Origin of the sequence: Marmoricola sp. RAF53 (assembly GCF_052114005.1) — a bacterium.
Classification (GTDB): Bacteria; Actinomycetota; Actinomycetes; order Propionibacteriales; family Nocardioidaceae; genus Marmoricola.
Map to the genome: position 1 here is coordinate 202,625 of NZ_JBFRDX010000001.1, position 22,461 is coordinate 225,085.

Sequence of the window (22,461 nt, forward strand, 5' to 3'; positions counted from 1 at the left end):
CCTACGTTGGGGCCATGGCGAACGGTGACCCGACAGCGTCCGGCGACCCGTTGGCCGTCGGGCCGAGGGCGCCGTGGATCGGCCTCGTCTCGGCGCTGGTGCTGATGGCCGGCGCGATGCTGGTCCCCGCGCTCGCCGACTGGAACGTGCACGTGCGGCACTTCCCGCCGTTGCACGCCGACTGGGACCCGAGGGTCGGGGCCGGTACGGCGCCGGCGATCCTGCTCGCCGCGCTGGCGGCCTGGCAGGCGGGCGGCCTGGCCCGGACCCTGCGATGGCGCACCCTCCTGCTGGCGAGCTACGTCAGCGGTGTCGCCTGGATGCTGGCGCTCGCCTGGGTCGACGGCAGCCACGGGATCAGCGCCATCCTCGGCAGCGACTACGAGTACCTGCGGACCGCACGGGCGACGGACGACCTGCCGGCCACGCTCCGCGAGTACGTCGACCGGATCCCGTTCGACGCTCCCGGCGGCAACTGGCCGGTGCACATCGCCGGTCATCCGCCGGGGGCGCTGACCTTCTTCGTGGGCCTGGTGCGTCTGGGGCTGGGGAGCGGCTTCGCGGCCGGGATGGTGGTGACGCTCCTCGCGGCGTCGACCGCACTCGCGGTACTGATCACGTTGCGGGTCCTGGGTGCCGAGGAGGCGGCCCGGCGGGCGGCGCCGTTCCTGGTCTTCGGCCCGGCCGCGATCTGGCAGTGCGTGTCCGCCGACGGCATGTTCGCCGCGTTCGTGGCCTGGGGCGCCGCCGCTCTCGCGGTCGCCGCGACCAGCGCGGGGACGGTGCGCTCGACCGTCTGGGGCGGGGTGGCCGGGCTCCTGCTCGGGTACGCCGTGATGCTCTCCTACGGACTGCCCCTCGCCGGGGTGCTGGCCGTCGCGGTGCTGGTGGTCGCGCGTTCCTGGCGCCCGCTGCTGCCGGCCGTGGTGGCCGCGAGCGCCGTCGTCCTCGCGTACGCCGCCCTCGGGTACTCCTGGTGGGAGGCGATCCCCGTCCTGCGCGAGCGCTACTGGGACGGCGTGGCCCACGTGCGGCCCGGTGCCTACTGGACCTGGGCGAACCTGGCGGCGCTCTGCTTCAGTGCCGGGCCGATGGTCGGGGCCGCCGTCGCCGCGACGGTGAGCCGCGCCCGGGACGGCGTCCGCTCCGGAGGTCAGCTCCGGGTCGTCACCTGGCTCACCGGTGCCGGGATCGTGATGGTGCTCGCCGCCGACCTCTCCCAGATGAGCCGCGCGGAGGTCGAGCGGATCTGGCTGCCGTTCGTGCCGTGGCTCCTCGTCGGGTGCGCCCTGCTGCCGGAGCGCTGGCGGCGCCACGGTCTGATGCTGCAGCTCGTCGCGGCGCTCGCGGTCCAGCACCTGCTGGCTACGGGCTGGTGACCGGGGCCCGCATCGGAGCGGTGGCGAACGCGGCGAGCCCCTGCTCCGGACCGACGGCGGCACGGAACCCGAGCTCGCGCGCCGCGCGCTCCGGGGAGGCGACGACGTGCCGGACGTCACCGTGCCGGTACTCCCCGGTGACCACCGGGTCCGCAGGCGCCGCTGCGCCGCGGGAGACCGCTTCGGCGACCTCGCGGATCCCGATCGGCCGCCCCGAGCACACGTTGTAGGCCGCAGCGCCGTCGACGTCACCGACCGCCTCGAGTGCGCGCAGGTTCGCCCGTGCCACGTCGTCGACGTGCACGAAGTCGCGCATCTGGCCGCCGTCCTCGAAGACGCGCGGCGGCTCACCGCGCTCCAGGCTGGAGCGGAACATCGCCGCCACCCCCGCGTACGGGGTGTCGCGCGGCATCCCGGGCCCGTAGACGTTGTGGTAGCGCAGCGCCACCACCGAGCCTCCGGCCTGGCGGGCCCAGGCGGCGCTGTAGTGCTCCTGGGCGACCTTGCTCGCGGCGTACGCGTTGCGCGGCGCAAGGGCCGCGGACTCCTCGACGAGCCCCCAGGTCAGCGGCGCGCCGCAGTCGGGGCACGGGGGGTCGAACCGGCCGGCGTCGAGGTCGGCGAACGACCTGACCGCCGGCTCGCGCGGTCCGTGCGCGGGACAGTCGTAGCGGCCCTCGCCGTAGACGACCATCGACGAAGCCAGCACCAGCCGGCGTACGCCCGCGGCGTGCATGGCGGCGAGCAGGGCCGCGGTGCCGAGGTCGTTGAGCCCGGCGTAGAGGGGAAGGTCGCCGACCCGGACCCCCGCTCCGACCAGCGCGGCCTGGTGGCAGACGGCGTCGACGCCGTCGAGCACCCCGTCCCAGCGCTCGGCGTCGCGGACGTCGAGCCGGGTGGTGCCGGGCGGCGGCTCGGCCGCTCCGTGGGCCTGCGCGAGCATCAGGTCCACGCCGATCACCTCGTGCCCCGCCGCCTCCAGGGCGCTCCGGACCGCGGTTCCGATGAAGCCGGCCGAGCCCGTCACCAGGACCCTCACGGCACCTCGTAGGTCAGCTCGAGGTCGTCGGCCCAGGTCGAGCAGGTGCAGCCCGCGGGGTCGGGGAGATCGCCGATCGTGCTGACGAGGATGTCCTTGAGCACCTCGATGTTGCGCTCGAACATCGCGAACACCTCGGCCTGGCCGACACCCTCACCGGTGGCGACGCCGGCGTCCGTGTCGGTCACGAGCGCGAGCGCGGAGTAGCACATCCGCATCTCCCGGGCGAGCGCCGCTTCCGGAGCGCCCGTCATGTTGATGAGGGCGAAGCCCTGGGCGGCGTAGGACCGGGACTCGGCGCGCGTGGAGAAACGGGGTCCTTCGATGACCACCATCGTTCCTCCGGCGGTGACCCGCGGGTCGCGTCCGAGCGCGGCGCCGAGTCGTTCGCAGTACGGGTCCGCGAAGGGCAGATGGACGGCGCCCGACTCCACGAACGAGCCGGTGCGGCGCGAGGTGCGGTCGACGAGCTGGTCGGGCACCACGACGGAACCCGGCCCCAGCGCCTCGTTCAGGCTGCCGACCGCGCACGGCGCCAGCACCTGCCGGACGCCGAGGGAACGCAGCAGCCACAGGTTCGCCCGGTAGTTGATGGTGTGCGGCGCGAGCTCGTGCCGGCCGCCGTGCCGGGGCAGGAAGGCGACCCGCCGCCCGGCGACCTCCCCGACTGTCACCGGCGCGGACGCGTCGCCGTACGGCGTGTGGCCGTCGACCCGCTCGGGGTCGGCGAGGAACGTGTAGAAGCCGCTCCCGCCGATGACGGCGATCTCTGCAGTGGTCACCCGTGCACCGTGCCCAATTCCGCTCCCGCGCGCACCGCTCGCGGCCGATCCGTCATGGTTCGGTAAGGAGGCAGGGCACGATGGCCCCATGAGCCTGTCGACGCCGTCGCTCAGCACCGAGCGCCTGCTCCTGCGTCCGGTCGCCGACACGGACGCGGACGCGCTCTTCGCGCTGCACAGCGACGCCCACGTGCTGCGCTACTGGGACTCCCCGCCGTGGACCGAACCGCAGCGGGCCCAGCGGTTCATCGCGGCGAGCCGGCAGCTGGCGGCGGACGGTAGCGGCGTCCGGGTCGTCGTCGACCGTGCCGACGACGGTGCGTTCCTCGGCTGGTGCGTCCTGAGCCGGTGGACCCCGGCGTACCGGAGCGCCGCCCTCGGCTACTGCTTCACCCAAGCCGGGTGGGGTCACGGCTACGCGACGGAGGCGGCGAAAGCCTTGCTGCAGTGGGGTTTCGACTCCCTCGACCTCAACCGCGTCCAGGCCGAGACCGACACCCGCAACACGGCGTCCGCCCGGGTTCTGGAGAAGCTCGGCTTCGTCCGCGAGGGCACCTTGCGCGAGGACTGCGTCGTCGACGGCGACGTGTCGGACTCGCGGGTCTACGGTCTCCTCCGCCGGGAGTGGAACGCCTCCTAGCGACTAGCTGCTCCGGACGCCGGCCTCGCGCAGCATCCCGGCCAGGGTCCGCAGCAGCGTCCACGCCATCGTCGGGTTCCGCTGCACCAGCGGCTGGAAGTCCCAGAGGGTCAGGCCCTGGCAGACCAGCTCGCCGTCGGCGGTGACCGTGGCCGAGCGGGCGCGCCCGTCGATCAGGGCGATCTCGCCGAAGTGCTCGCCGGCGCCGAGCGTGCGCCGGAACTCGCCGCCGACGGTGACCGTGGCGGTGCCCGACTCGATCAGGTAGAACGCGGCCGCTTCGGCGCCCTCCTTGGTCACGGTCTCGCCCGGCTCGAAGGTCCGCTCGGTGAAGAGCCGGGCCAGGGCGTCGCGGTCGGGCTCGGGCAGGTCGGCGAACAGCGGCACCCGGACCAGCACGTCGGCGGAGATCTCGGGTGCCGGTGCCGCGGTCCCGGCGGACGTCGTCACCGCGCGGCACTGCAGCAGGTAGAGCTGCCCGCCGGCGAACGCCCACTCGATGTCCCGCTCCGGCCCGTAGACCCGCTCGGCGTCGGCGGCCAGCGCGGAGAGGGCTGCGAGCTGCTCGTCGCTCAGGCAGAGCGCCTCGACCAGGTCCGGCGCGACGTCCTCGTCGACGGTGCCGCCGTCGGGCGCCGAGCGGATCGCGAACCGCTTGAGCCCGGGACGGCGCTCCAGGACCTCGCCGTCGCGGGCGACCCGGTAGGAGTCCGGGATCACCCGGCCCGAGACCACCGCCTCGCCCAGGCCCCAGGCCGCTTCGATGATGCGCTCGTCCGCACCGGTGATCGGGTTCCGGGTGAACATCACCCCGGCGCTGTCCGGCTGCAGCAACGACTGGACGACCACGCCGACGCTCGGCCGGGCGAAGACGCCGAGCCGCTTGCGGTAGGTGATCGCGGAGTCCGAGTTGGCCGACCACCACACCTCGCGCACCGCCGCCTCGACGTCGGCCGCCGACGGCACGTTCAGCACGGTGATGTGCTGCCCGGCGAAGCTGGCCCCGGCGCTGTCCTCGCCGACCGCGGAGGAGCGCACCGCCAGCGGGGCCGGCAGCGCCTGCACCGCCTCGCGGAGCGCCGCCGTCGCGGCCGCCTCGCCGGAGGCGATCGCGTCGACCTCCGGCCCGGGCAGCGCGACGCCCGGCGGGACCGGGAGGCCGGCCCGGAGCGCTTCCCCCAGGCCGACCGCCTTCGCGCCGTACACCTCCTCGGTGTCGGCCTCGAGGAGGGAGACGATCCCGCTCACTCCAGGACCGTCACGGTGCCCGCGTCGCCGTCGACCCGGACGCGGGCGCCGTCGGCGATCCGGGCGGTCGCGTCGCGGGTGCCGACGACACCGGGGATGCCGTACTCCCGCGAGACGATCGCGGCGTGCGAGAGCGCGCCGCCGCTGTCGGTGACGATCGCGCTGAGCAGCGGCAGCAGGATGTTGAAGGCCTCGGTCGTCGCCTCGGTGAGCAGCACGTCGCCCTGCTGGATGCGGTCGAAGTCGCCCGGGCCGGCGACGCGCCGGGCGACGCCTTCCCGGGTGCCGGCACTGGCGCCGAGCCCGCGGATGACGTCGCCCTCGTGCTCGGCCTCGGAACTCGCGAACATCTCGCCCATCGCGGTTCCCAGCGCCGCCATCAGCCGGGCCATCGGCGGCGGCAGCTGCGCCGGGTCGGGCGGCGGCTCCGGTGCGTCGCCCAGGTGCACCGGGGCGTCCTTCGCCGTGTACGTGTGGTGGTAGCCGTGCCGCGCGGCCAGCTCGTCGGGCGACGGCGTCGTCGCGCCGCCGACCAGCGCGCACATCTCGTCGACGTCCGCGAAGACGATGTGCTCGGCGTCGTGGAGGCGACCGCTCGCCGCCAGCCGCCGCCCGGCGCCGAGGGCGGCGCGGCGCATCAGCCCCGACGCCCAGATGTCGGAGTAGACACCGCGCTCGTCGCGAACGCTGTAGCCGGTGCGGGCCTCGGCCAGCAGGGCGTCGAAGGCGTCCCGGTGCTCCTCGGGCACCTGGCCGCGCACCTCCGCGACCTCCCGGTCGACCGGCGACTCCACGCCGGGCTCGTCGATCGCGCTCCGGATCGCCCGCAGCAGCACCTCCGGCATCTCGAGCGCGAAGTGGTTCGAGATGTCGAACCCGTCCAGCAGCCGGTAGCCCGCGAACTCGAGGTAGTCGTTCAGCGCCTCGCCGGTCGGCGTGGGCTCGCGCCGCAGCCGTTCGAGGAGCGAGCCGGCGTCCTCGTCCGCGTCGAGCGCGGCGCGTGCCGCCGGGTCGGCCCGGTACGCCGCAACCAGGGCGGCGTGCTGGGGCGAGGCGCCGCCGGAGATCAGGGACGCGCCCCGCATCAGCCCGAGCAGCTTCACCGTCGAGAGGCCGGTCCACTCCCGGGCGTGCACCAGGAAGTCGCCGGCCGGGATGACCGCCGTGCCGGTGAAGGCCATGTGCTGCCGGATCATCGTCGCGTGGTGGTCGTGGCAGCGGCGCAGGTACTCCACCAGCTCGGCGTCGCCGAGCGCGTCCGGATCGATCGCCTGGATCGCGCGGTGCGCCTCGACCGACGCCGGCTTGCGCACCTCCTGCCACTCCTGGGCCTGGTCGCGCCAGAGCTTGCGCTCGAACACCTCGGCGGAGCGCTGCACCCGCTCGGGGAAGGCCTCGGGCGGCAGCGGGTCCATCGTCCCGTAGCAGAAGCCGCTGACGTAGGTGGTGAGCCGGGTCTTGATCGGGACCCCGTAGAACGCCGCCATGTCGCCGTACCCGAGGGCGAACGGCTCCGGGTGCATCTCGGCCCAGTAGGCGGTGACGGGACGGGGGAAGTGCAGTGCGTCGAGGTCCCAGGAGCCGGGGCCCGGCGGCTCGAAAGTCGGTTGCTGCGCGGTGAGAGTGTCCATCGAGGTACCCCTTCTCGGGCTGGGAGGATTTTCAGTCTGGAACCGGCGGCACCCCCCGACAAGGGCGGTCCCCGCGGCCCTCCGGGTGCGTTTCGGCAACCGGCCGCCGGGGAACGGGACGTCGTGGGTCAAAGCGGCGCGCGACAGGTCTAGTGACGTGCGGGCCGCGGTGCAGACCAGTGCGCCCGGGAGCGGCGCTTCAGCTCGGGGGTGGAGGATGGCAGCCATGGCGATCAAGCGGTTCGACCACATCGGCGTCACCGTCAGCGACCTCGACCGGGTGACGGCGTTCTTCGTCGGACTCGGGCTCGAGGTCGAGGGTCGCACGGTCGTCGAGGGCGAGTTCCTCGAGACCGTGTGCGGCATCCCGGACTCGGCGACGGAGATCGTCATGCTCTCGGTGCCGGACGGCGACACGATGATCGAGCTGTCGAGCTTCCGGCGGCCCGACCACGAGCCCGGGTCGCCGGACGCGATGGCGAACGAGCTGGGCCTGCGGACGGTCGCCTTCGAGATCGACGACCTGGTCGGCACCGTCGACGCGCTGGCCGCGGACGGGTACGGACTCGTCGGCGGGATCGGGGAGTACGAGGGCGTGTGGCGGATGGCCTACGTCCGCGGGCCGGAGGGCATCGTCGTCGCCCTGGCCGAGCGGATCGGCTGAGGCGCTACCCGTCCGCCTCGAGGCCGCCCAGGGCGTCGTAGGCGGCGTACTTGTAGGCGTCGGCGTACGTCGGGACGTTGAAGGTCGTGTCCAGGAAGTAGGTCACGGTGTCGCCGTGGTGCAGGGCCGCCTGCCCGAGGTGGATGAGCTCGCTCGCGGCCTCGCCGAGGACGTGGGCGCCGAGCAGGACGCGGTCCTCGCGGCGGAAGACGAGCTTCACCAGGCCCTCGGTGGCCCCGGCGATGTTGGCGCGCAGGTTGGTCGCGTAGCGGCCGCGGCCGACGACGTAGTCGATGCCGCGGCGCCGCGCCTCCTGCTCGGTCAGCCCCACGCCGGCCACCTCCGGGATCGAGTAGACGCCGGTCGGGACGACCGCGTCGACGCTGGCGATCCCGGGCAGGTCGAAGGCGTCGCAGACGGCGATCCGGCCCTGGTCCATCGCGGACGACGCGAGCGCGGGCGGGCCGATCACGTCGCCGGCCGCGTAGATGCCCGCCGCCGTGGTCCGGTAGCGGTCGTCGACGACGATCCGGCCGCGGTCGTCGACCTCGACCCCGGCCTCCTCCAGCCCGAGGCCCTCGGTGTTGCCGCTGCGGCCGGAGGCGAACAGGAGCTTGTCCGGGCGCAGCTCGCTGCCGTCGTCGAGCGTGATGAGGAGACCGCCGGCCTCGCGGCGTACGTCGGTGATCCGCACGCCGAGCCGGATCTCCATGCCGTCCTCCTCGAGGATGCGGCGCAGCTCCGCGGACAGCTCGGCGTCGACGTAGCCGAGGACGCGGTCGGCGCCGTCGACCAGGGTGACGGCCGCGCCGAGCGCCTGGAAGACCGACGCGTGCTCGGTCCCGATGGCGCCGGCGCCGACCACCACGACGCTCGCCGGGGTCGCGTCGATCGTGAAGACCTGCTCCGCGTCCAGGACGTCCGGGTCGTCGAACGGGATGCCGGGCGGGTGGTACGGCCGCGAGCCCGGGGCGACCAGGACCGCCTCGGCCTGCAGCAACCGCGCCCCGGCATCGGTGCCCGATTCTGTGCTCAATTCTGGGCGCACCAGCACCCGCCGGTCCCGGCACAGGGTGGCGCTGCCGATGACCAGCTCGATGCGGTGCCGGTCGAGGTTCTCGCGCACGGCCCGGCTCAGCGTGGCGCTGACCTCGTCGGTGCGGGCCTGCAGCTGCCGGTAGACGGCGGCCGGCTCCAGCTCCACGGAGACGCCGTAGATCTCGCGCTTGCGGAAGCCGGTCAGGTAGAGCGCCGCCTCCCGCAGCGTCTTGGTCGGCACCATGCCGAGCTGGGTCACCGCCACCCCGCCGACCGACGCGGCCGAGCGCTCGACGAGCGCGACGCGCTTGCCGAAGTACGCCGCCTTGGCGGCGGCCTTCTCACCGGCTGGCCCGGAGCCGATCACGACGAGGTCGAACGGCTCGGGCACGGTAGTCCCCACGGGCCGAGACTAGAGCGCGCCGACCGCCACCGACAGACCTCAGCCGCGCCGCTGCGCCGCCCGCCGCCGGTGCAGCGCGGCGATCCGGTCGGCCAGCTCGGGGAACGGCCCGGTCGTCCGGATGCCCGGCGCGACCTCGGTGATCGCCAGCGCCGCCACCGGGGAGCCGGGCAGGCCCTCCTCCTGGCGCCAGGCGGTGAGCTGGGCGGCGGAGGCGGCGTACACGATCGCGCCGAGGCCGCACCAGGCGTGCGCGGCCGAGCACATCGGGCAGTGCTCGCCGGAGGTGTAGAGCGTGGTGGCGGCGCGCTGCCCGGGGTCCAGGTGCTCGACCGCCCAGCGGGCGAGCGCGATCTCGGGGTGCGCGGTCGGGTCGCCGTCCCCCTCGCGGTTGTGGTCCTCGGCCAGGACCCGGCCTTCGGCGTCGACGAGGACCGATCCGAACGGGTCGTGGCCGGCGTCGAGCGCGGTCTCGGCGAGCGCGACGCAGCGCTCCAGGTGAGCCAGGTGATCCATGCGTCCTCCTCGGGTCCCGGTCCCGAACGTACCTAGACTGCCCGGGTGAGCCGAGTCCTCCGACGTGTCGCCGTCTTCTGCGGGTCGAGCCCGGGCAACGATCCCGCCCTCGCGAGCACCGCCTACGAGGTCGGCCGCGGGCTCGCCGAGCGCGGCATCGCCCTGGTGTACGGCGGCGGTGGGTTCGGCCTGATGCGGGAGGTCTCGCAGGGAGCGCTGGACGCGGGCGGCGAGGTGATCGGCGTGATCCCGCGCTCGATGGTCGAGCGCGAATGGGGCCGCTCGGACCTGACCGAGCTGCACGTCGTCGGCACGATGCACGAGCGCAAGGCGCTGATGGCCGAGCTCGCGGACGCCTTCCTCTGCCTGCCCGGCGGCCTCGGCACGCTGGAGGAGATCGTCGAGGTGTGGAGCTGGCGGCACATCGGCTTCAACGACGACCCGGTGGGCTTCCTCGACGTCGCCGGCTTCTGGACGCCGCTGCTCGACGCCCTCGCCGGGCTGGCGGACGCGGGCTTCATGCGCCGCGAGGTGCTCGACGACGTCGTCGTGGCCGGCACCCTGGACGACGCTCTCACCGGCCTGGCGGAGCGGGCCGGCGTCCCGGTCGCGGGGAAGCAGCCGGGCTAAGGCCGCCCTTCCCCCTGCGGTTGAACCCCGCCGGTCGCCGCCTCGTCGTTCAGGTTGGCGACAGCGGCGCGCCCGCAGTCTCGTCGTACGGCCGCAGGACGGCGGGCCGGGCTCACAGGATCCGCACAGCAACGGCACACCTGGACCCAGGGTCTGGCCCGCAGGCTGGAGATCCAGACAGAGGGAGTCCGGGGAGGGCACGATGGACGACATCAGGAACGGACGGGGGTCATGACCGCGCTCGCGCCGGGCGCGGCGGTGCGGCTCACGTCGTACCGGGACCGCGGCAGGCGGGCGCGGGTCGACGCCCGGGTCCGGCTGGCAGCGGTGGCGGTGCTCTGGCTCTCGCTCCTGCTGGTCACGTACTGGTGGGTCGCCGGCGGCGGCGTCCAGGACCTCACGACCTGGACCGACGGCCTCGACTCCGTCGGCCGGCTCAGCGGCCTGATCGCCTCGGTACTGCTGCTGGCCCAGGTGGTGCTGATGTCCCGGCTCCCGGCGCTCGAGCGTGCCTACGGCCAGGACCGGATCGCGCACCTGCACCGGCTCGTCGGCTTCACCTCGTTCAACCTGATGCTGCTGCACATCGCGACGATCACCTGGGGGTACGCCGCCGGGAGCCTGGCCGCGACCCCGGGAACCTTCTGGAACCTGACCGTGAGCTACCCCGGGATGCTGCTCGCCGTGGCCGGCACCGCGTGCCTGGTGATGGTCGTCGTCACCAGCACCCGGGCGGCGCGCGGGAAGCTGCGCTACGAGTCCTGGCACCTGCTGCACCTGTACGCCTACCTGGGCGTCGGGCTCGCGCTGCCGCACCAGCTCTGGACCGGGACGGACTTCACCTCCTCGACCGGGCGGACCGTGTTCTGGTGGACGGCGTGGGCCGGGACCGCGGCGCTCGTCCTCGTCACCCGGGTCGGCCGACCGCTGGTGCTGAACCTGCGGCACCGGCTCCGGGTCGCCGCCGTCGTGCCCGAGGGCGACGGGATCTGGTCGGTGCACGTCACCGGCCGCCGCCTGGACCGGATGCGCGTCGAGGCCGGTCAGTTCTTCACCTGGCGGTTCCTCTCCGGGACCGGCTGGTCGCGGGGCAACCCGTACTCGCTCTCCGCCGCCCCGGACGGCCGCAGCCTGCGGATCACGGTCCAGGGCGTCGGCGACGGCAGCGACGCCACCGCCCGGCTGGCCCCCGGGACCCGGGTGCTCGTCGAAGGACCGTACGGCCGCCTGAGCGACCGCCCGCGGACCCGCGACAAGGTCGCCTTCATCGGTGCCGGGGTCGGCATCACGCCGCTGCGGGCGCTGGCCGAAGGACTCGACTACGCCCCGGGCGACGCCGTCTACCTCGAGCGCTGCACCGACCAGCCGCTGTTCGCCCGTGAGCTCGAGGCCTTGGCGCCGGCACGCGGCCTGCGCATCCTGCGGATGCCCGGGCGGCGCCGGTACGACGGCTCCTGGCTCTCGCGGCACGCCGGCGGCGTCACCGACACCGAGGCGCTGCGCTACTGGGTGCCCGACATCGCCGAACGGGACGTGTACGTCTGCGGCCCGGCTCCCTGGACCGACCTCGTCCGCGCCACCCTGCGCGAGGCCGGCCTGCCCGACGACCAACTGCACCTCGAATCCTTCAGCTGGTGATCTCATGAAGCGCATCACGTACTGGGCCCTGAGCACGCTCTCCGCCCTCGTCCTCCTCTTCGGCTACCACACCTCGACGGCGGGAGCCGGCTCGACGGGAGCCGCCGCGACGCAGGCTCCGATCACGAGCTCGGCCTCCGGATCCACCTCGGGCTCGGGTTCCGGCTCGGGCTCGGGCTCGGGCGACACCAGCTCGGGGTCGAACCCGCCGGACTCCTCGGGGTCGTCCTCGACCACCGTCACCGGCGATGTCGCGCAGACCCGCTGGGGGCCGGTGCAGGTGGAGCTCACCGTCGCGGGCAGCAAGGTCACCGACGTCGCGGTCCTGCAGTACCCGAACGAGAACGGGCGCGACGTCGAGATCAACAACTACGCCCTCCCGCGGCTGATCCAGGAGACCCTCGACGCGCAGAGCGCGAACATCGACATGGTCTCCGGTGCCACCGTCACCAGCGACGGCTACCTGAAGTCGCTGCAGTCCGCGCTCGACCAGGCGAACCTGTGACCCGCGCCGCGGCACCGCGAGAGCTCGTCCGCCGCGTCGAGCAGGTGATGGGGATGCCGATCAGCCTCGCCCTGGCCGGCCGGCACGCGGGGACCGCCGAGGGTGACGCCGCCTGGGCCGACGCGCTCGCCTCGCTGCGCGACGCCGACGCGGTCTTCAGCACCTACCGCGCGGACTCCTGGGTCTCCCGGCTCGGTAGCGGCGAGGTGACGGTCGCGGACTGCCCGGCCGAGGTGGCCGAGGTGCTCGACCGCGCGGAGGTCGCGGGACGGGAGTCGGGCGGCGCGTTCGGCGTACGGCTGCCCGGACCGGACGGCACCACCACCTTCGACCCGAGCGGCATCGTCAAGGGCTGGGCGGTGGACCGGGCCGCCGAGGTCCTGCGCCGCCTCGACGACACCGACTTCTGCCTCTCGGCGGGCGGCGACCTGGTCTGCTCGACCACGCGCGAGGACGCCCCGGACTGGCGGATCGGCGTCGAGAACCCGGCCGACCCGACCCAAGTGGTCGCGGTGGTCCCGGTCCGCAACGGTGCGGTCGCGACCTCGGGCCTCGTCCACCGGGGCGCTCACATCGTCGACCCGCGCACCGGGTCGACCCCGACGACCTGGGCCTCGGTCACTGTCCGCGCCCCCACCCTCGCCGACGCGGACATCGACGCCACCGCCGCCTTCGTCCTCGGAGACGCCGCCCCCGCCTGGCTGCGTTCCCGCGGCCGCAGCGCCCTGCTGGTGAGGCCGGACGGCACGAGCACGACCGTCGGCTTCGCCCCCGCCGGTTGAGGAAGGCGCGCAGCGCCTGTCTCGAAACCCACCCCCACCCCCGCCACCCCCCCCGTTGGTTGAGGAAGGCGCGCAGCGCCTGTCTCGAAACCCACTCCCGGCCCCCACCGCCGCTGGTTGAGGAAGGCGCGCAGCGCCTGTCTCGAAACCCACCCCCGGCCCCCACCGCCGGTGGTTGAGGAAGGCGCGCAGCGCCTGTCTCGAAACCCGCTGTGGACAACGCGAGAACCGGCACGAAACTGTCGGCGCCGGTTCCTAATCTGTATCCATGACCTCGGGCTCTCTGACTACCGCGCCGCCGCATCCGGTGGCGCAGCTGGTCTCTGCCCTGGGGGAGTTGCTCGACGAGCACGGCACCGCGCCGACCTGGTCACTCTCGCCCGCCGACCTGACGGCGCTCCTCCCCGCGTTGGCGGTCGCGAAGCGGCGCCTGGACGCCCTGGAACTACGCCTGCTGGCCGAGGCCGACCGGCACCAGGTCGGTGACCCGTTGGGTGCGGCGAACACCGCGGGCTGGTGGGCCAACTCGACCCGAACGACGAAGCCCGCCGCGCACCGGGCCGTGAAGCTGGCCGGTCGTCTGGACGACGACGGCCACGCCGCGACCGCGGACGCGATGAGCGCCGGGGCGGTGTCGGTCGAGCAAGCAGCCGTGATCGTCGATGCGGTCGACGCGCTCCCGAGCGCGAAGGCCGAGGCCGAGGCACATCTGGTCGCCCTGGCCGAGCACCACGACCCCAAAGAGCTGCGCTTCCTGGGCCGTCGGATCCTGGAGGTCGTGGCCCCCGAGGTCGCCGAAGACCACGAACGCAAGCTCCTGGAGGGCGAGGAGCGCCGCGCCCGGGAGACGGCGTCCCTGACGATGAACCCCGACGGGCACGGCTCCATGGTGGGCCGGTTCAAGCTCCCGGTCCTGGTCGGGCAGATGCTGGCCCGCCACCTCGAAGGCTTGGCCGCGCCCAAGCACCGGGCCGCAGTGGAGGGCACCGCCGGGGAGAAGGTCGCCCGCCCGATCCGCCTGGGCCAGGCGTTCATCGAGTACGTCGAGACCCGCCGCGACGCCCCGAAAGCAGGCGGCATCGCCGCCACCGTCGTGGTCACGATGACGATGGAAGCCCTCCTCGGTGCCGACACGGCTGCGACCCTGGACACCGGGGACCGGATCACCGCCGGCGAGGCCCGGAGGCTGGCCTGCGAGGCCGGGATCATCCCGGCCGTCCTCGGGTCGAAGTCCCAGGTCCTCGACCTGGGCCGCAAGACCCGCTTCCACACCGAAGCCCAGCGCATCGTCCTGGCCAGACGGGACGGCGGCTGCACCGCCGAAGGCTGCGACTGGCCGCCAGGGATGTGCCGCGCCCACCACGGCATCCCGTGGAGCCGCGGCGGACCCACCGACATCGAGCACGGCAGGCTCCTCTGCCCCCGCCACCACACCCTCGCCCACGACGCGAGGTTCCAGATGAAGGCCGGGCCTAACGGCAAGGTCACCTTCAGCCGGAGGACGTGACGATCGCCCGCTCATGCCGACGACCCCGGACGTCTTGACGATCTGGTGTGAGCGCGAGTCGGGACGCCTGGGTCGAGGCAGCACTGCAGGTAACGCAAGCACGGCCTCTCACCGTGGCCTGTCCGGAGAAGGCTGACGCTGTCGTGACTGCGGACTGGATCGCTTTCTAGGACGGCAGCGGAGGTGAGTACCGAATCTGGTGCCCCGCCTGTGGAGCTGAGAACTACGTTCGCAAGAGCGGAGGTCGGTAGCGAGTCATGCTCCGCTCCGCTCACAACGCGTGCATGATCTCAGCCGAGATCGGCGCGTGTGTGACGCACTGGCCATCGGGTGCTGCTATTCGAGCGAGCCCGGTGATTCCACGATGGCGCGCCGCGGACCCCGTCTCTGTGCCCGGACAGCACCTGCGAGGCCGGACGAAGCGCTCTCCACGACCGCACCCCAGAGCATGATCGGCGGCCCGACGTAAATCTGATCCGCCCTCACCGTTACGCGCGGGAAATCGGATGCCCCGAACCCGCTCAGGAGGCAGCTCTTCCAATCGACACGTCCCTGGATGCGAACGAGGTTGATGTCATCGCACGGAATGATCCTGACGGCCTTTTCGCCGACCGAGATGCGGAGCGCCCCGTCGCGAACTTCGTAGCGTGTGCGCCCGGCCTTCAGGTACCACCACGGCATGGTGCAGGAACGGAGTACGAACAGCGCCACGCAAAGGGCCGATGCGACCGCCAATTCTCCGGATCCCAAGCCCTGGTTCCCGATCGCAGTGATGACGGCGATTGCCCCTGCGATCGCAGCCGCGAAGATGGCGTACGCAATCGCGATCCGCGTGAGAACGGACAGATCGGCGATCACCCGGAAGGAACCTCGCTCATCCACCTGCCCATTGTCGCCATGGAGCGAGTCGCGCGACCGCTTTCTGAGCTGGAAGACCGGACCTGTCGAGTTGAGCGCGGGTCGGCCAGCGGGGCGGGCCGGCGGGCAGGCGTCGTACGGGATCGAGTGATCCGGTCAGGACGTCGTCACCGAGTAACAGATGACGACGTGGTCGCCGAACCGCCAGTCGGTGTGGCCCGCGGCGGTGAACCGCTTGCCGGGGCAGTGCGTCGCGGCGGCGTCGGCGACGGCCTGGTCCGACGGGTACGCAGTGCTGTTGAGCACGAAGGTCTGGTCGGCGCGGGCCGCGTGCGCGCGGTTGCACGTGGTCCAGTAGTGGTGAGTGCTGTCGGAGAGGCAGCGCCGCACCGAGTCGGTGATCGGCCGGGCGCCGAGGATCGGGAACGGGTTGTTCGGCAGCAGCGCGAACTGGCTGTTCTGGCCCGGCGGGGACACCAGGAGCGAGAGGTCGCAGCGGATCCAGCGTGCGCCGGCGCTGCGCTGGGCCTTCGTCGGGATGAAGAAGGACCAGGTGTACGCCGTCTGCTCGCGCTTGGCGTGGTCGGCGGCGACTGCGTTCCAGAACCGACGGGTGCACTGGTCCGACGCGGCCTGGCCCCAGACCGCGCTCTTGGCCCGCTTGGGGTTGTACTTCCGCGGCAGGCTGCCGACCGCGAAGGTCTTCATCCGGTGCGGCTTCGCGCAGGAGACCGGCTTGCGGGCGTCGGACGCGGCGAAGCTCTGCGCGAACGTCGTCGTCCGGCACTGGCCGACCTTGGGCCGGGTGACCGTGCCGCGTGACGGGGCGGCGTCCGACGGCGAGACGATCAGGAGGGTCGCCACGACGGCGAGCAGGGCGGTGACGACGGACGCGGTGCGAAGCCTGGACACGAGATACCTCCGGTGAGACGGGTCAGCAGAACCTACCGGAGGTCAGACCCAGGCGAAGGACTTTGGATTACGCCCTCAGCCGGACGCGACCTGATCGCCCCACGCGGCCCGGGCGCCGGAGTCGCCGACGCGGTAGACCTGCACGCCGGCGGCGAGTGCGGTGAGCACGCTGAGGGCGGCGACGACCGTGACGGTACGCCGCGCGGTGACGGTGCGGTCGCCGGGCGACTTCTCGTGGCGTCGCGCCAGCCAGACCAGGGCGATGTCGAGGGCCAGCAGCGGCAGCGCGAACCAGATCAGCTGGTCGCCGAGCTGGGCGTGCTTGCCGGGGTCGCCGACCTGCTGTTCGAGCGACTCGCCGCTCGACGTGGCGACCGGGATGAGCACGGTCGCGGCGGCGGAGGCAGCGACGACCAGGTGCCCGTACCGGGTGCGCCACCGGGGCCGTACGGCGATCGCGATCGTCCCGAGGATCGCGAGCGGCAGCAGGACGACGACGGCGTGGACGACGAGCGGGTGGACGGGCAGGCCGTTGACCAGGTTGAACATCGGAACCTCTCTCGGGGCGTCTTCAGTGCCTCTTCAGGGGGACGTGCCCCGAACGCTGCCGGACAGAACCTGTCAGGAGCCTGAAACGTCCTGGTTCGTCCGCCGGCGCTGAGCCCCTCGCGTTTCACCACCGGGGGAGGAAGGTGGAGTCATGGGCCACGACGCGTCGTTCGCGGAGTACGTCGAGCTGCGCTGGCCCCTGCTCGTCCGGCTCGCGGCTCTGCTCGTCGGCCCGGACGCGGCCGACGGCCTCACCCGCGACGCGCTCCTGCGCGCGTACCGGACCTGGCCCGACGTCCTGCAGGCGCCGTCGCGCGACCGGGTCGTGAAGCAGATCCTGTTCGACGGGTTCGTCGAGCGCGTCGAGCAGGCGGGTGCGAGCCCGGCGGTTCCCGGCGGCGCGCGAGGCAGGGTCGCGGCGCTCCCGCCGCTCGAACGCGCGGTGGTCGTGCTCCGCTGCTACGAGGAGCTGCCCGCGGACGAGATCGCGGTGGCTCTCGGACTGACCCGCGAGGAGACCGAGGCGTACGCCGCCTCCGCCGAGCGCCGGCTCCTCGAAACCGAGCAGGACCCCACGACCGACCTTGCGCCGGAGAACGATCCCGGGCCGACCGACGCCGACCTCCGCGGCGAGCTGCGCGGCCAGGCCGCCGGTGTCCTCCCGGACCTGCCGCCGGTCGACGCTCTCCTGGTCGCGGGGCACGCGGACCGGTCCCGGCGTACTCGGCGCGGGTGGGCGGTCGCCGGGGCCGTGCTGGCCGTCCTGGTCGGCGCCTCGGCCCTCGTGACGGCCACCGAGACGTCCCCGCCCGCGACCGCCGGCGCGACCGGCCGGCCGGTGCTGCCGACCCGGATGGGACAGGTCCCCGTCGGTACGCCGCCGCGGGCGCCGTACGTGTCGGGCGGGGTCCTCGACTTCGGCCCGGCCGAGGTCCGCCTGCCGCAGCAACCGGTGGCGCTGGCGAAGGCGGGCTCGAACCTGGTGATCACCTACCCCGGCGGGCGGATCGAGCTCTTCGAGTCGGCGACCACGAAGCGCACCGTGCTCGCCCGCACCTCGGTCGGGGAGCCGGTCGTGGACACCGACGGCCGCTGGGTCGCCTGGCGCCAGGAAGGGATGGGGGACGGGACGGGAGCCAGGACAGGAGCCGGGACGGGGGCCGTCGTGGTGGTGCACCCGCTGACCGGTGGCCGGCGGCTGCAGCGGAGCTTCCCGGTCGGCGCCTCCTGCTGCCACGACTCGTTCCGGGTCACCGGCATCACCCGGTCCGGCCAGCTGATCGCGTCGCTGCCGTCCGCCGGCAGGAGCTGGGTCTGGGACCTCCGCCACGGCACCGTCCGCCTGCTCCGCGAACTCGACGGCCGGATCATCCGCCAGGTGGTGGGCGACGACGTCGTCGCCGTCGACCTGATGTCGAGGTCCTACAGCGTCACCGTCGGCTCGGTGGTCGGGGACCGGTTCCGGCCGAGCTTCAGCACGGACCGGCCCGAGCCCGACTTCGCGGTCCCCGGCTGGATCATCTACACCGGCTGGGACGGGACCCTGCGGGCACGCAGCCTGCCGTGGGCCGCGTCCGTCACCCAGCCTGGGTCGAGGTCCGGCGTCGGGCCCGGGCCGGGTGTGCGCAGGCGCGAGGTGGTCCTGCGGCTACCGCCGTACCTGGTCCGTACGACCCTGCGTCGCGAGCTCGGCACCACCGTCGTGATGGACGTCCGGTCGGCGCGGTCCGATGACGTCACCGCCGGCTACCTGGTCCGCTGCGACATCGCGACCGGCTCCTGCCAGAACGTCGCCCACCTCCGCGGCGAGCACCACCTGGCCCGCTGAGGACGCTCGGATCAGGCGATGGTGCCGGCGTCGACCGGCGGCCGGCCGGGGTCCTCGCCGCGGATCCTCTCCAGGCGCGCGGCCAGCTGGTCGACCCGGTGGGCGTTGCCGTAGAGGTCGACGTAGCGCCGCCCGAAGATCGCCAGCAGGGCGTCGTCGAGCCGGCGGACGGCACCCGGCGGGTACTTGTAGGCCATCCGGGAGGCGATGGCCGCGCTGTCGACCGAGGTGAGCAGGCCGCCGAGCTCGGTCAGGGAGGTGACGCCGAGCTCGAGGAGGAGCCCGGAGATCCAGGTGTAGTGGTCGGTGCGCGACCAGCCCGCTCCGGCGTACTCGACGGTGAGGAACGAGGCCAGGTCCTGCGCGCTGATCCGCGGGTCGCGCGGATCCTCGTCGGTGGTGTGCGGGACGGCGGCCTTCATCCGGTCGCGGATCTCGGAGAACTCCCGGTCGGCGAGCTCCAGCAGGCCGGCGGCGAGGGTGAACCGGCGGTCCAGGTCGGGCACGAACTCCTCCGGCACGGTGCCCTTGTAGCGGATGTCGTGCTCGAACTCGGCCCACGCGTGCTGCAGCACCGTCCGCACCTGGACCGACGCCGGCCGGACCAGCGGACCGCCCCGGGACGGGTCGACGTCGACGAGCAGGTGCCGGCTGGAGTAGCCGAACCGGCCCTCGCTGGCGGTCTGCTGGCCGAGGTCGCGGTCGTCGAGGACGACGAGCTGGTCGGTGAGCAGCTCGGCGACCGCGGCGACGTCGCTGAGCAGGTAGGTGATGACCCGGACGCCGACCTGGTCGTTGATCCCCTCGTCGGCGTCGACGCCGCGCTGGGCGAGCCGGTTCGCCTTGTACGCGTACGACGCCACGCTCTTCGTGCGCCCGGTCACCGACAGGTAGTTGATGCCGGCGTCGTCGAGCAGCGTGGTGATCAGGTCGGTGTAGTGGTCGGTGACCTCGCCGAGCCGCGGCTGGAGCTCGGCGTACGCCTGGACGGCCCCGTGGACGGGGTCGCCCTGGCCCTCCTCGTTCTCGGGCGGGTCGCTCTCGGTTCGGGCGTCGCGGCTCGGGTCGGTCCTGGCGTCGGTCACGTCTCCATCATGGTGCACGCGATCGACCCCCGGGCACGGGAGCGCGGGTCTGTCGGAGCCGCGGGCTACATTCACTGGTCCACCCCGAGTCGCGGAGGTTCGCGTGAGCTTCGTTCCGTTGCAGGGCCGGGCGACGCTGCACCTCGCCGACCCGCCGCGGGACAGCGAGGTCGAGTTCACCGGCCAGGACCGCACCGTGCGGCTGCCGATGCGCGGGGCGATCCCGGTGCTGACCCGGGCGATGCGCGCCGAGGAGGCGCACGCGTCGGTGACGCTGCTGGGCGCCGGGACGATGCTGGCGATGAAGCTGGTCGCCGCCGGGCGGCTGTGCCGCGACGCCACCGGCACCTCCTGGCAGGTCGGGCCGCTGCACGCCGAGGACGACGACCGGGTCCGGACCCTCGCCGAGGCCCGCACGTACGACGACCTGGCCACGTCCGAGGCCGAGGATCTGCTCCGCGGCCTGCTGGACGCGGTGGCCGACACGATGACCCGGCAGCCGGCCGATCCGTCCGGCGGCGCGTTCGCGCGCAGCCGGACGAGGGCGGAGGCTCCCTCCCGGTCGCTGGCGGACCGGCTCGCCGACCGGGTGGGCGAGGACCCGGGCCTGGTCACCGAGGTCTACGTCAGCCTGCGCGTCGAGGCGCCCGAGGAGGAGCTGGTCGGCGGCTCGGTGAGCGTGGTCCCGCAGGTGCACGAGCTGGACCTGGCGACCCACGTCGTCGACGCCGCCGACCTCTGGCAGGGCGCCGGCGCGGGCGCTGACGGGCACGGGTTCTCCCGGCAGGCACGGGCCGGTGCCGGGGTCGCGCTGCGCAAGGCCGCGGTGGCCTGGCCGGTGCTGGACCGGCTGCTGCGCCTGCCGGTGCCGGACCGGCTGGTCCTGGACGGCGACGAGCTGTCCGACCTCCTCGAGCACGGCCTCGGCGCGCTGGCCTCGATCGGCGTCGACGTCTACTGGCCGCGCGGGCTGCGCCAGGAGCTCACGCCGCGGGCGCGGGTCGAGGTCGCGTCCGGGTCGGGGGGCTCCCGCGAGGAGCCGTTGATGACCGGCCTGTTCGGGCCGGAGGCGCTGTTCCGGTTCGACTGGAAGCTGGCGCTCGGCAACGACCCGCTCACCGACCAGGAGATGACCGCGCTGGCGGAGGCGACCAGCCCGGTGATCAAGCTGCGCGACAACTGGGTGGTGATCGACCCGGCGACCGCCCGCCGCGCCCGCGCCGCCGTCGGGCGGGAGCGCCGCGGCGGCAAGCAGCTCAAGCCGGTCGAGGCGCTGCGCGCCGTGCTCACCGGGGAGATCGACGACGGTGGCGCGGTCGTGGAGGTGCACGCCGGCGCGACCCTGGAGAAGGTGCGCGCCCGGATCGTCGACGCGGCGACGGCACCGCCGCTGCCGGACCCGCCCGGGTTGGCGGCGAGCCTGCGCGACTACCAGCGGCACGGGCTGACCTGGCTCGCCGAGCTCACCGGCGCCGGCCTGGGCGCCTGCCTGGCCGACGACATGGGCCTCGGCAAGACGATCACGCTGATCGCGCTGCACCTGCACCGCCGCGACCGCGGCCTCTCCACCGGTCCGACGCTGGTGGTCTGCCCGGCGTCCCTGCTCGGCAACTGGGAGCGCGAGGTGGAGCGGTTCGCGCCGGGCGTCGCCGTACGCCGCTTCCACGGGGCCCGGCGGGAGCTCTCCGACGTGACCGACGGCTTCGTCCTCACCACCTACCAGACGATGCGCGCCGACCACGAGACGCTGGCCGGCGTCGCCTGGGACCTGGTCGTCGCCGACGAGGCCCAGCACGTCAAGAACCCGGGCTCCTCGACGGCACGCAACCTGCGCCTGGTCCCGTCGACCTGCCGGGTCGCGCTGACCGGCACGCCGGTGGAGAACAACCTCACCGAGCTCTGGGCGATCCTGGACTGGGCCACGCCCGGCCTGCTCGGGTCGCGCAACGCGTTCCGGAAGGCCTGGGCCGCGCCGATCGAGAGCGGCGCCGACCCGGCGCTGGCGCGCAAGTTCGCCCAGCTCGTCGAGCCGTTCCTGCTCCGCCGCCGCAAGTCGGACCCGGGGATCGCCCCGGAGCTGCCCGCGAAGACCGAGACCGACCAGCTCGTCGGACTGACCCAGGAGCAGGTCGTCCTCTACGAGACCCTGGTCCGCACCTCGATGGAGCGGATCGAGCAGGCCGACGAGGACAGCCGTCGCGGGCTGGTGCTGGCGCTGCTCACCGGGCTCAAGCAGATCTGCAACCACCCGGCGCACTACCTGCGCCAGGCCAACGGCCGGATCAAGGGCCGCTCCGAGAAGGTCGACCTCCTCGACGAGCTCCTCGGCACGATCCTGGCCGAGGGCGGGGCCGTGCTCCTCTTCACCCAGTACGTCGCGATGGCGCGCCTGCTCGAACGCCACCTCGCCGCCTCCGGGGTGCCCACCCTGTTCCTGCACGGCCAGACGCCGGTCCGGGCCCGCGAGCGGATGGTCGCCGACTTCCAGGCCGGTGCGGCACCGGTGTTCCTGCTCTCCCTGAAGGCCGGCGGCACCGGACTCAACCTGACCCGCGCCGACCACGTCATCCACGTCGACCGGTGGTGGAACCCGGCCGTCGAGGACCAGGCCACCGACCGCGCCTACCGGATCGGCCAGACCCGCCCGGTGCAGGTGCACCGGTTCGTCACCGAGGGGACCATCGAGCAGAAGGTCGGCGACCTGCTCGCCCGCAAGCGCGGTCTGGCCGACGCCGTGCTCGGCTCCGGCGAGACCGCGCTCACCGAGCTGAGCAACGCCGAGCTGCGCGACCTGGTCCGACTGCGGCCGTCCCGTGGTTAGGCACGG

At 73.5% G+C, this 22,461-nt stretch carries 20 protein-coding genes; 10 read left to right on the top strand and 10 right to left on the bottom strand.

Annotated elements, in window-relative coordinates; all coding sequences use genetic code 11:
- Positions 1–14 precede the first annotated feature (14 nt).
- Positions 15–1,379: a hypothetical protein gene (locus tag AB4Y76_RS00955; protein ID WP_441921534.1), complete on the top strand. Its 1,365-nt coding sequence runs from the start codon at positions 15–17 to the stop codon at positions 1,377–1,379.
- Here AB4Y76_RS00955 and AB4Y76_RS00960 read toward each other — a convergent pair.
- Both AB4Y76_RS00960 and AB4Y76_RS00965 read right to left on the bottom strand, forming a co-directional pair.
- Positions 1,366–2,418: an NAD-dependent epimerase/dehydratase family protein gene (locus AB4Y76_RS00960; RefSeq protein ID WP_441921536.1), complete on the bottom strand. Its 1,053-nt coding sequence runs from the start codon at positions 2,416–2,418 to the stop codon at positions 1,366–1,368. The two genes, AB4Y76_RS00955 and AB4Y76_RS00960, sit on opposite strands and share 14 nt — an antisense overlap.
- Positions 2,415–3,200, bottom strand: a complete 786-nt coding sequence (locus tag AB4Y76_RS00965) for an S-methyl-5'-thioadenosine phosphorylase (RefSeq protein ID WP_441921538.1) — start codon at positions 3,198–3,200, stop codon at positions 2,415–2,417. The genes AB4Y76_RS00960 and AB4Y76_RS00965 overlap by 4 nt, the downstream gene beginning before the upstream one ends.
- A gap of 88 nt (positions 3,201–3,288) precedes the next feature.
- Between AB4Y76_RS00965 and AB4Y76_RS00970 the strand changes: the two genes are divergently transcribed.
- On the top strand, positions 3,289–3,840 hold the full coding sequence (locus AB4Y76_RS00970) for a GNAT family N-acetyltransferase (protein ID WP_441921540.1): 552 nt from the start codon (positions 3,289–3,291) through the stop codon (positions 3,838–3,840).
- A 3-nt stretch (positions 3,841–3,843) separates the two neighbouring features.
- Here AB4Y76_RS00970 and AB4Y76_RS00975 read toward each other — a convergent pair whose 3' ends face one another.
- Positions 3,844–5,088, bottom strand: coding sequence for a PEP/pyruvate-binding domain-containing protein (locus AB4Y76_RS00975; protein ID WP_441921542.1), 1,245 nt, complete (start codon positions 5,086–5,088; stop codon positions 3,844–3,846).
- Entirely contained in the window at positions 5,085–6,719 is a 1,635-nt protein-coding gene (locus tag AB4Y76_RS00980) for a PEP-utilizing enzyme (protein WP_441921544.1), read from the bottom strand. Before AB4Y76_RS00980 ends, AB4Y76_RS00975 begins: the two co-directional genes overlap by 4 nt.
- A gap of 226 nt (positions 6,720–6,945) precedes the next feature.
- Here AB4Y76_RS00980 and AB4Y76_RS00985 point away from each other — a divergent pair, with 226 nt between their 5' ends.
- On the top strand, positions 6,946–7,383 hold the full coding sequence (locus tag AB4Y76_RS00985; protein WP_441921546.1) for a VOC family protein: 438 nt from the start codon (positions 6,946–6,948) through the stop codon (positions 7,381–7,383).
- A 4-nt stretch (positions 7,384–7,387) separates the two neighbouring features.
- On the opposite strand, the gene sthA is transcribed toward AB4Y76_RS00985, so the two are convergent.
- Positions 7,388–8,824 carry a Si-specific NAD(P)(+) transhydrogenase gene (sthA, locus tag AB4Y76_RS00990; protein ID WP_441921548.1) on the bottom strand — a complete coding sequence of 479 codons (1,437 nt, stop codon included), beginning with the start codon at positions 8,822–8,824 and terminating at the stop codon, positions 7,388–7,390.
- A 39-nt stretch (positions 8,825–8,863) separates the two neighbouring features.
- Entirely contained in the window at positions 8,864–9,340 is a 477-nt protein-coding gene (locus AB4Y76_RS00995) for a nucleoside deaminase (RefSeq protein ID WP_441921550.1), read from the bottom strand.
- Positions 9,341–9,385: 45 nt separating this feature from the next.
- On the opposite strand from AB4Y76_RS00995, the gene AB4Y76_RS01000 reads away from it, so the two are divergent.
- The 5 genes from AB4Y76_RS01000 (at position 9,386) to AB4Y76_RS01020 (ending at position 14,402) form a co-directional block, all read left to right on the top strand.
- Complete coding sequence (locus tag AB4Y76_RS01000) at positions 9,386–9,970, top strand: TIGR00730 family Rossman fold protein (protein WP_441921552.1); 585 nt, start codon at positions 9,386–9,388, stop codon at positions 9,968–9,970.
- A gap of 231 nt (positions 9,971–10,201) precedes the next feature.
- The gene (locus AB4Y76_RS01005) at positions 10,202–11,608 is read left to right on the top strand and encodes a ferredoxin reductase family protein (RefSeq protein WP_441921554.1); all 1,407 of its coding nucleotides are present in this window, start codon (positions 10,202–10,204) and stop codon (positions 11,606–11,608) included.
- Between the two features lie 4 nt (positions 11,609–11,612).
- Positions 11,613–12,113, top strand: a complete 501-nt coding sequence (locus AB4Y76_RS01010; protein WP_441921556.1) for an FMN-binding protein — start codon at positions 11,613–11,615, stop codon at positions 12,111–12,113.
- Complete coding sequence (locus tag AB4Y76_RS01015) at positions 12,110–12,895, top strand: FAD:protein FMN transferase (RefSeq protein ID WP_441921557.1); 786 nt, start codon at positions 12,110–12,112, stop codon at positions 12,893–12,895. Before AB4Y76_RS01010 ends, AB4Y76_RS01015 begins: the two co-directional genes overlap by 4 nt.
- Positions 12,896–13,163: 268 nt before the next feature.
- A complete protein-coding gene (locus tag AB4Y76_RS01020; protein WP_441921559.1) occupies positions 13,164–14,402 on the top strand; it encodes a DUF222 domain-containing protein in 1,239 nt (412 codons plus the stop codon).
- A gap of 336 nt (positions 14,403–14,738) precedes the next feature.
- Here the strand turns inward: AB4Y76_RS01020 and AB4Y76_RS01025 are convergent, their stop codons facing one another.
- The 3 genes from AB4Y76_RS01025 to AB4Y76_RS01035 form a co-directional block, all read right to left on the bottom strand.
- Positions 14,739–15,260 carry a hypothetical protein gene (locus AB4Y76_RS01025; RefSeq protein WP_441921561.1) on the bottom strand — a complete coding sequence of 174 codons (522 nt, stop codon included), beginning with the start codon at positions 15,258–15,260 and terminating at the stop codon, positions 14,739–14,741.
- 156 nt (positions 15,261–15,416) lie between these two features.
- A complete protein-coding gene (locus AB4Y76_RS01030; protein WP_441921563.1) occupies positions 15,417–16,172 on the bottom strand; it encodes a septum formation family protein in 756 nt (251 codons plus the stop codon).
- Positions 16,173–16,247: 75 nt separating this feature from the next.
- Positions 16,248–16,721, bottom strand: a complete 474-nt coding sequence (locus AB4Y76_RS01035) for a DUF2231 domain-containing protein (protein ID WP_441921565.1) — start codon at positions 16,719–16,721, stop codon at positions 16,248–16,250.
- Positions 16,722–16,872: 151 nt separating this feature from the next.
- On the opposite strand from AB4Y76_RS01035, the gene AB4Y76_RS01040 reads away from it, so the two are divergent.
- On the top strand, positions 16,873–18,549 hold the full coding sequence (locus AB4Y76_RS01040; RefSeq protein ID WP_441921567.1) for a sigma factor-like helix-turn-helix DNA-binding protein: 1,677 nt from the start codon (positions 16,873–16,875) through the stop codon (positions 18,547–18,549).
- Between the two features lie 11 nt (positions 18,550–18,560).
- Here the strand turns inward: AB4Y76_RS01040 and AB4Y76_RS01045 are convergent, their stop codons facing one another.
- A complete protein-coding gene (locus tag AB4Y76_RS01045) occupies positions 18,561–19,634 on the bottom strand; it encodes a GTP pyrophosphokinase (protein ID WP_441921569.1) in 1,074 nt (357 codons plus the stop codon).
- A 103-nt stretch (positions 19,635–19,737) separates the two neighbouring features.
- Between AB4Y76_RS01045 and AB4Y76_RS01050 the strand changes: the two genes are divergently transcribed.
- On the top strand, positions 19,738–22,455 hold the full coding sequence (locus tag AB4Y76_RS01050; protein WP_441921571.1) for a DEAD/DEAH box helicase: 2,718 nt from the start codon (positions 19,738–19,740) through the stop codon (positions 22,453–22,455).
- The last annotated feature ends 6 nt before the right edge of the window (positions 22,456–22,461 follow it).

Coding starts and splice junctions, on each gene's coding strand:
- AB4Y76_RS00995 (WP_441921550.1), bottom strand. CDS start 9,340: ATGGATCACCTGGCTCACCTGGAGCGCTGCGTCGCGCTCGCCGAGACC.
- AB4Y76_RS01005 (WP_441921554.1), top strand. CDS start 10,202: ATGACCGCGCTCGCGCCGGGCGCGGCGGTGCGGCTCACGTCGTACCGG.
- AB4Y76_RS01020 (WP_441921559.1), top strand. CDS start 13,164: ATGACCTCGGGCTCTCTGACTACCGCGCCGCCGCATCCGGTGGCGCAG.
- AB4Y76_RS01035 (WP_441921565.1), bottom strand. CDS start 16,721: ATGTTCAACCTGGTCAACGGCCTGCCCGTCCACCCGCTCGTCGTCCAC.
- AB4Y76_RS00970 (WP_441921540.1), top strand. CDS start 3,289: ATGAGCCTGTCGACGCCGTCGCTCAGCACCGAGCGCCTGCTCCTGCGT.
- AB4Y76_RS01040 (WP_441921567.1), top strand. CDS start 16,873: ATGGGCCACGACGCGTCGTTCGCGGAGTACGTCGAGCTGCGCTGGCCC.
- AB4Y76_RS01010 (WP_441921556.1), top strand. CDS start 11,613: ATGAAGCGCATCACGTACTGGGCCCTGAGCACGCTCTCCGCCCTCGTC.
- AB4Y76_RS00980 (WP_441921544.1), bottom strand. CDS start 6,719: ATGGACACTCTCACCGCGCAGCAACCGACTTTCGAGCCGCCGGGCCCC.
- AB4Y76_RS00985 (WP_441921546.1), top strand. CDS start 6,946: ATGGCGATCAAGCGGTTCGACCACATCGGCGTCACCGTCAGCGACCTC.
- AB4Y76_RS00955 (WP_441921534.1), top strand. CDS start 15: ATGGCGAACGGTGACCCGACAGCGTCCGGCGACCCGTTGGCCGTCGGG.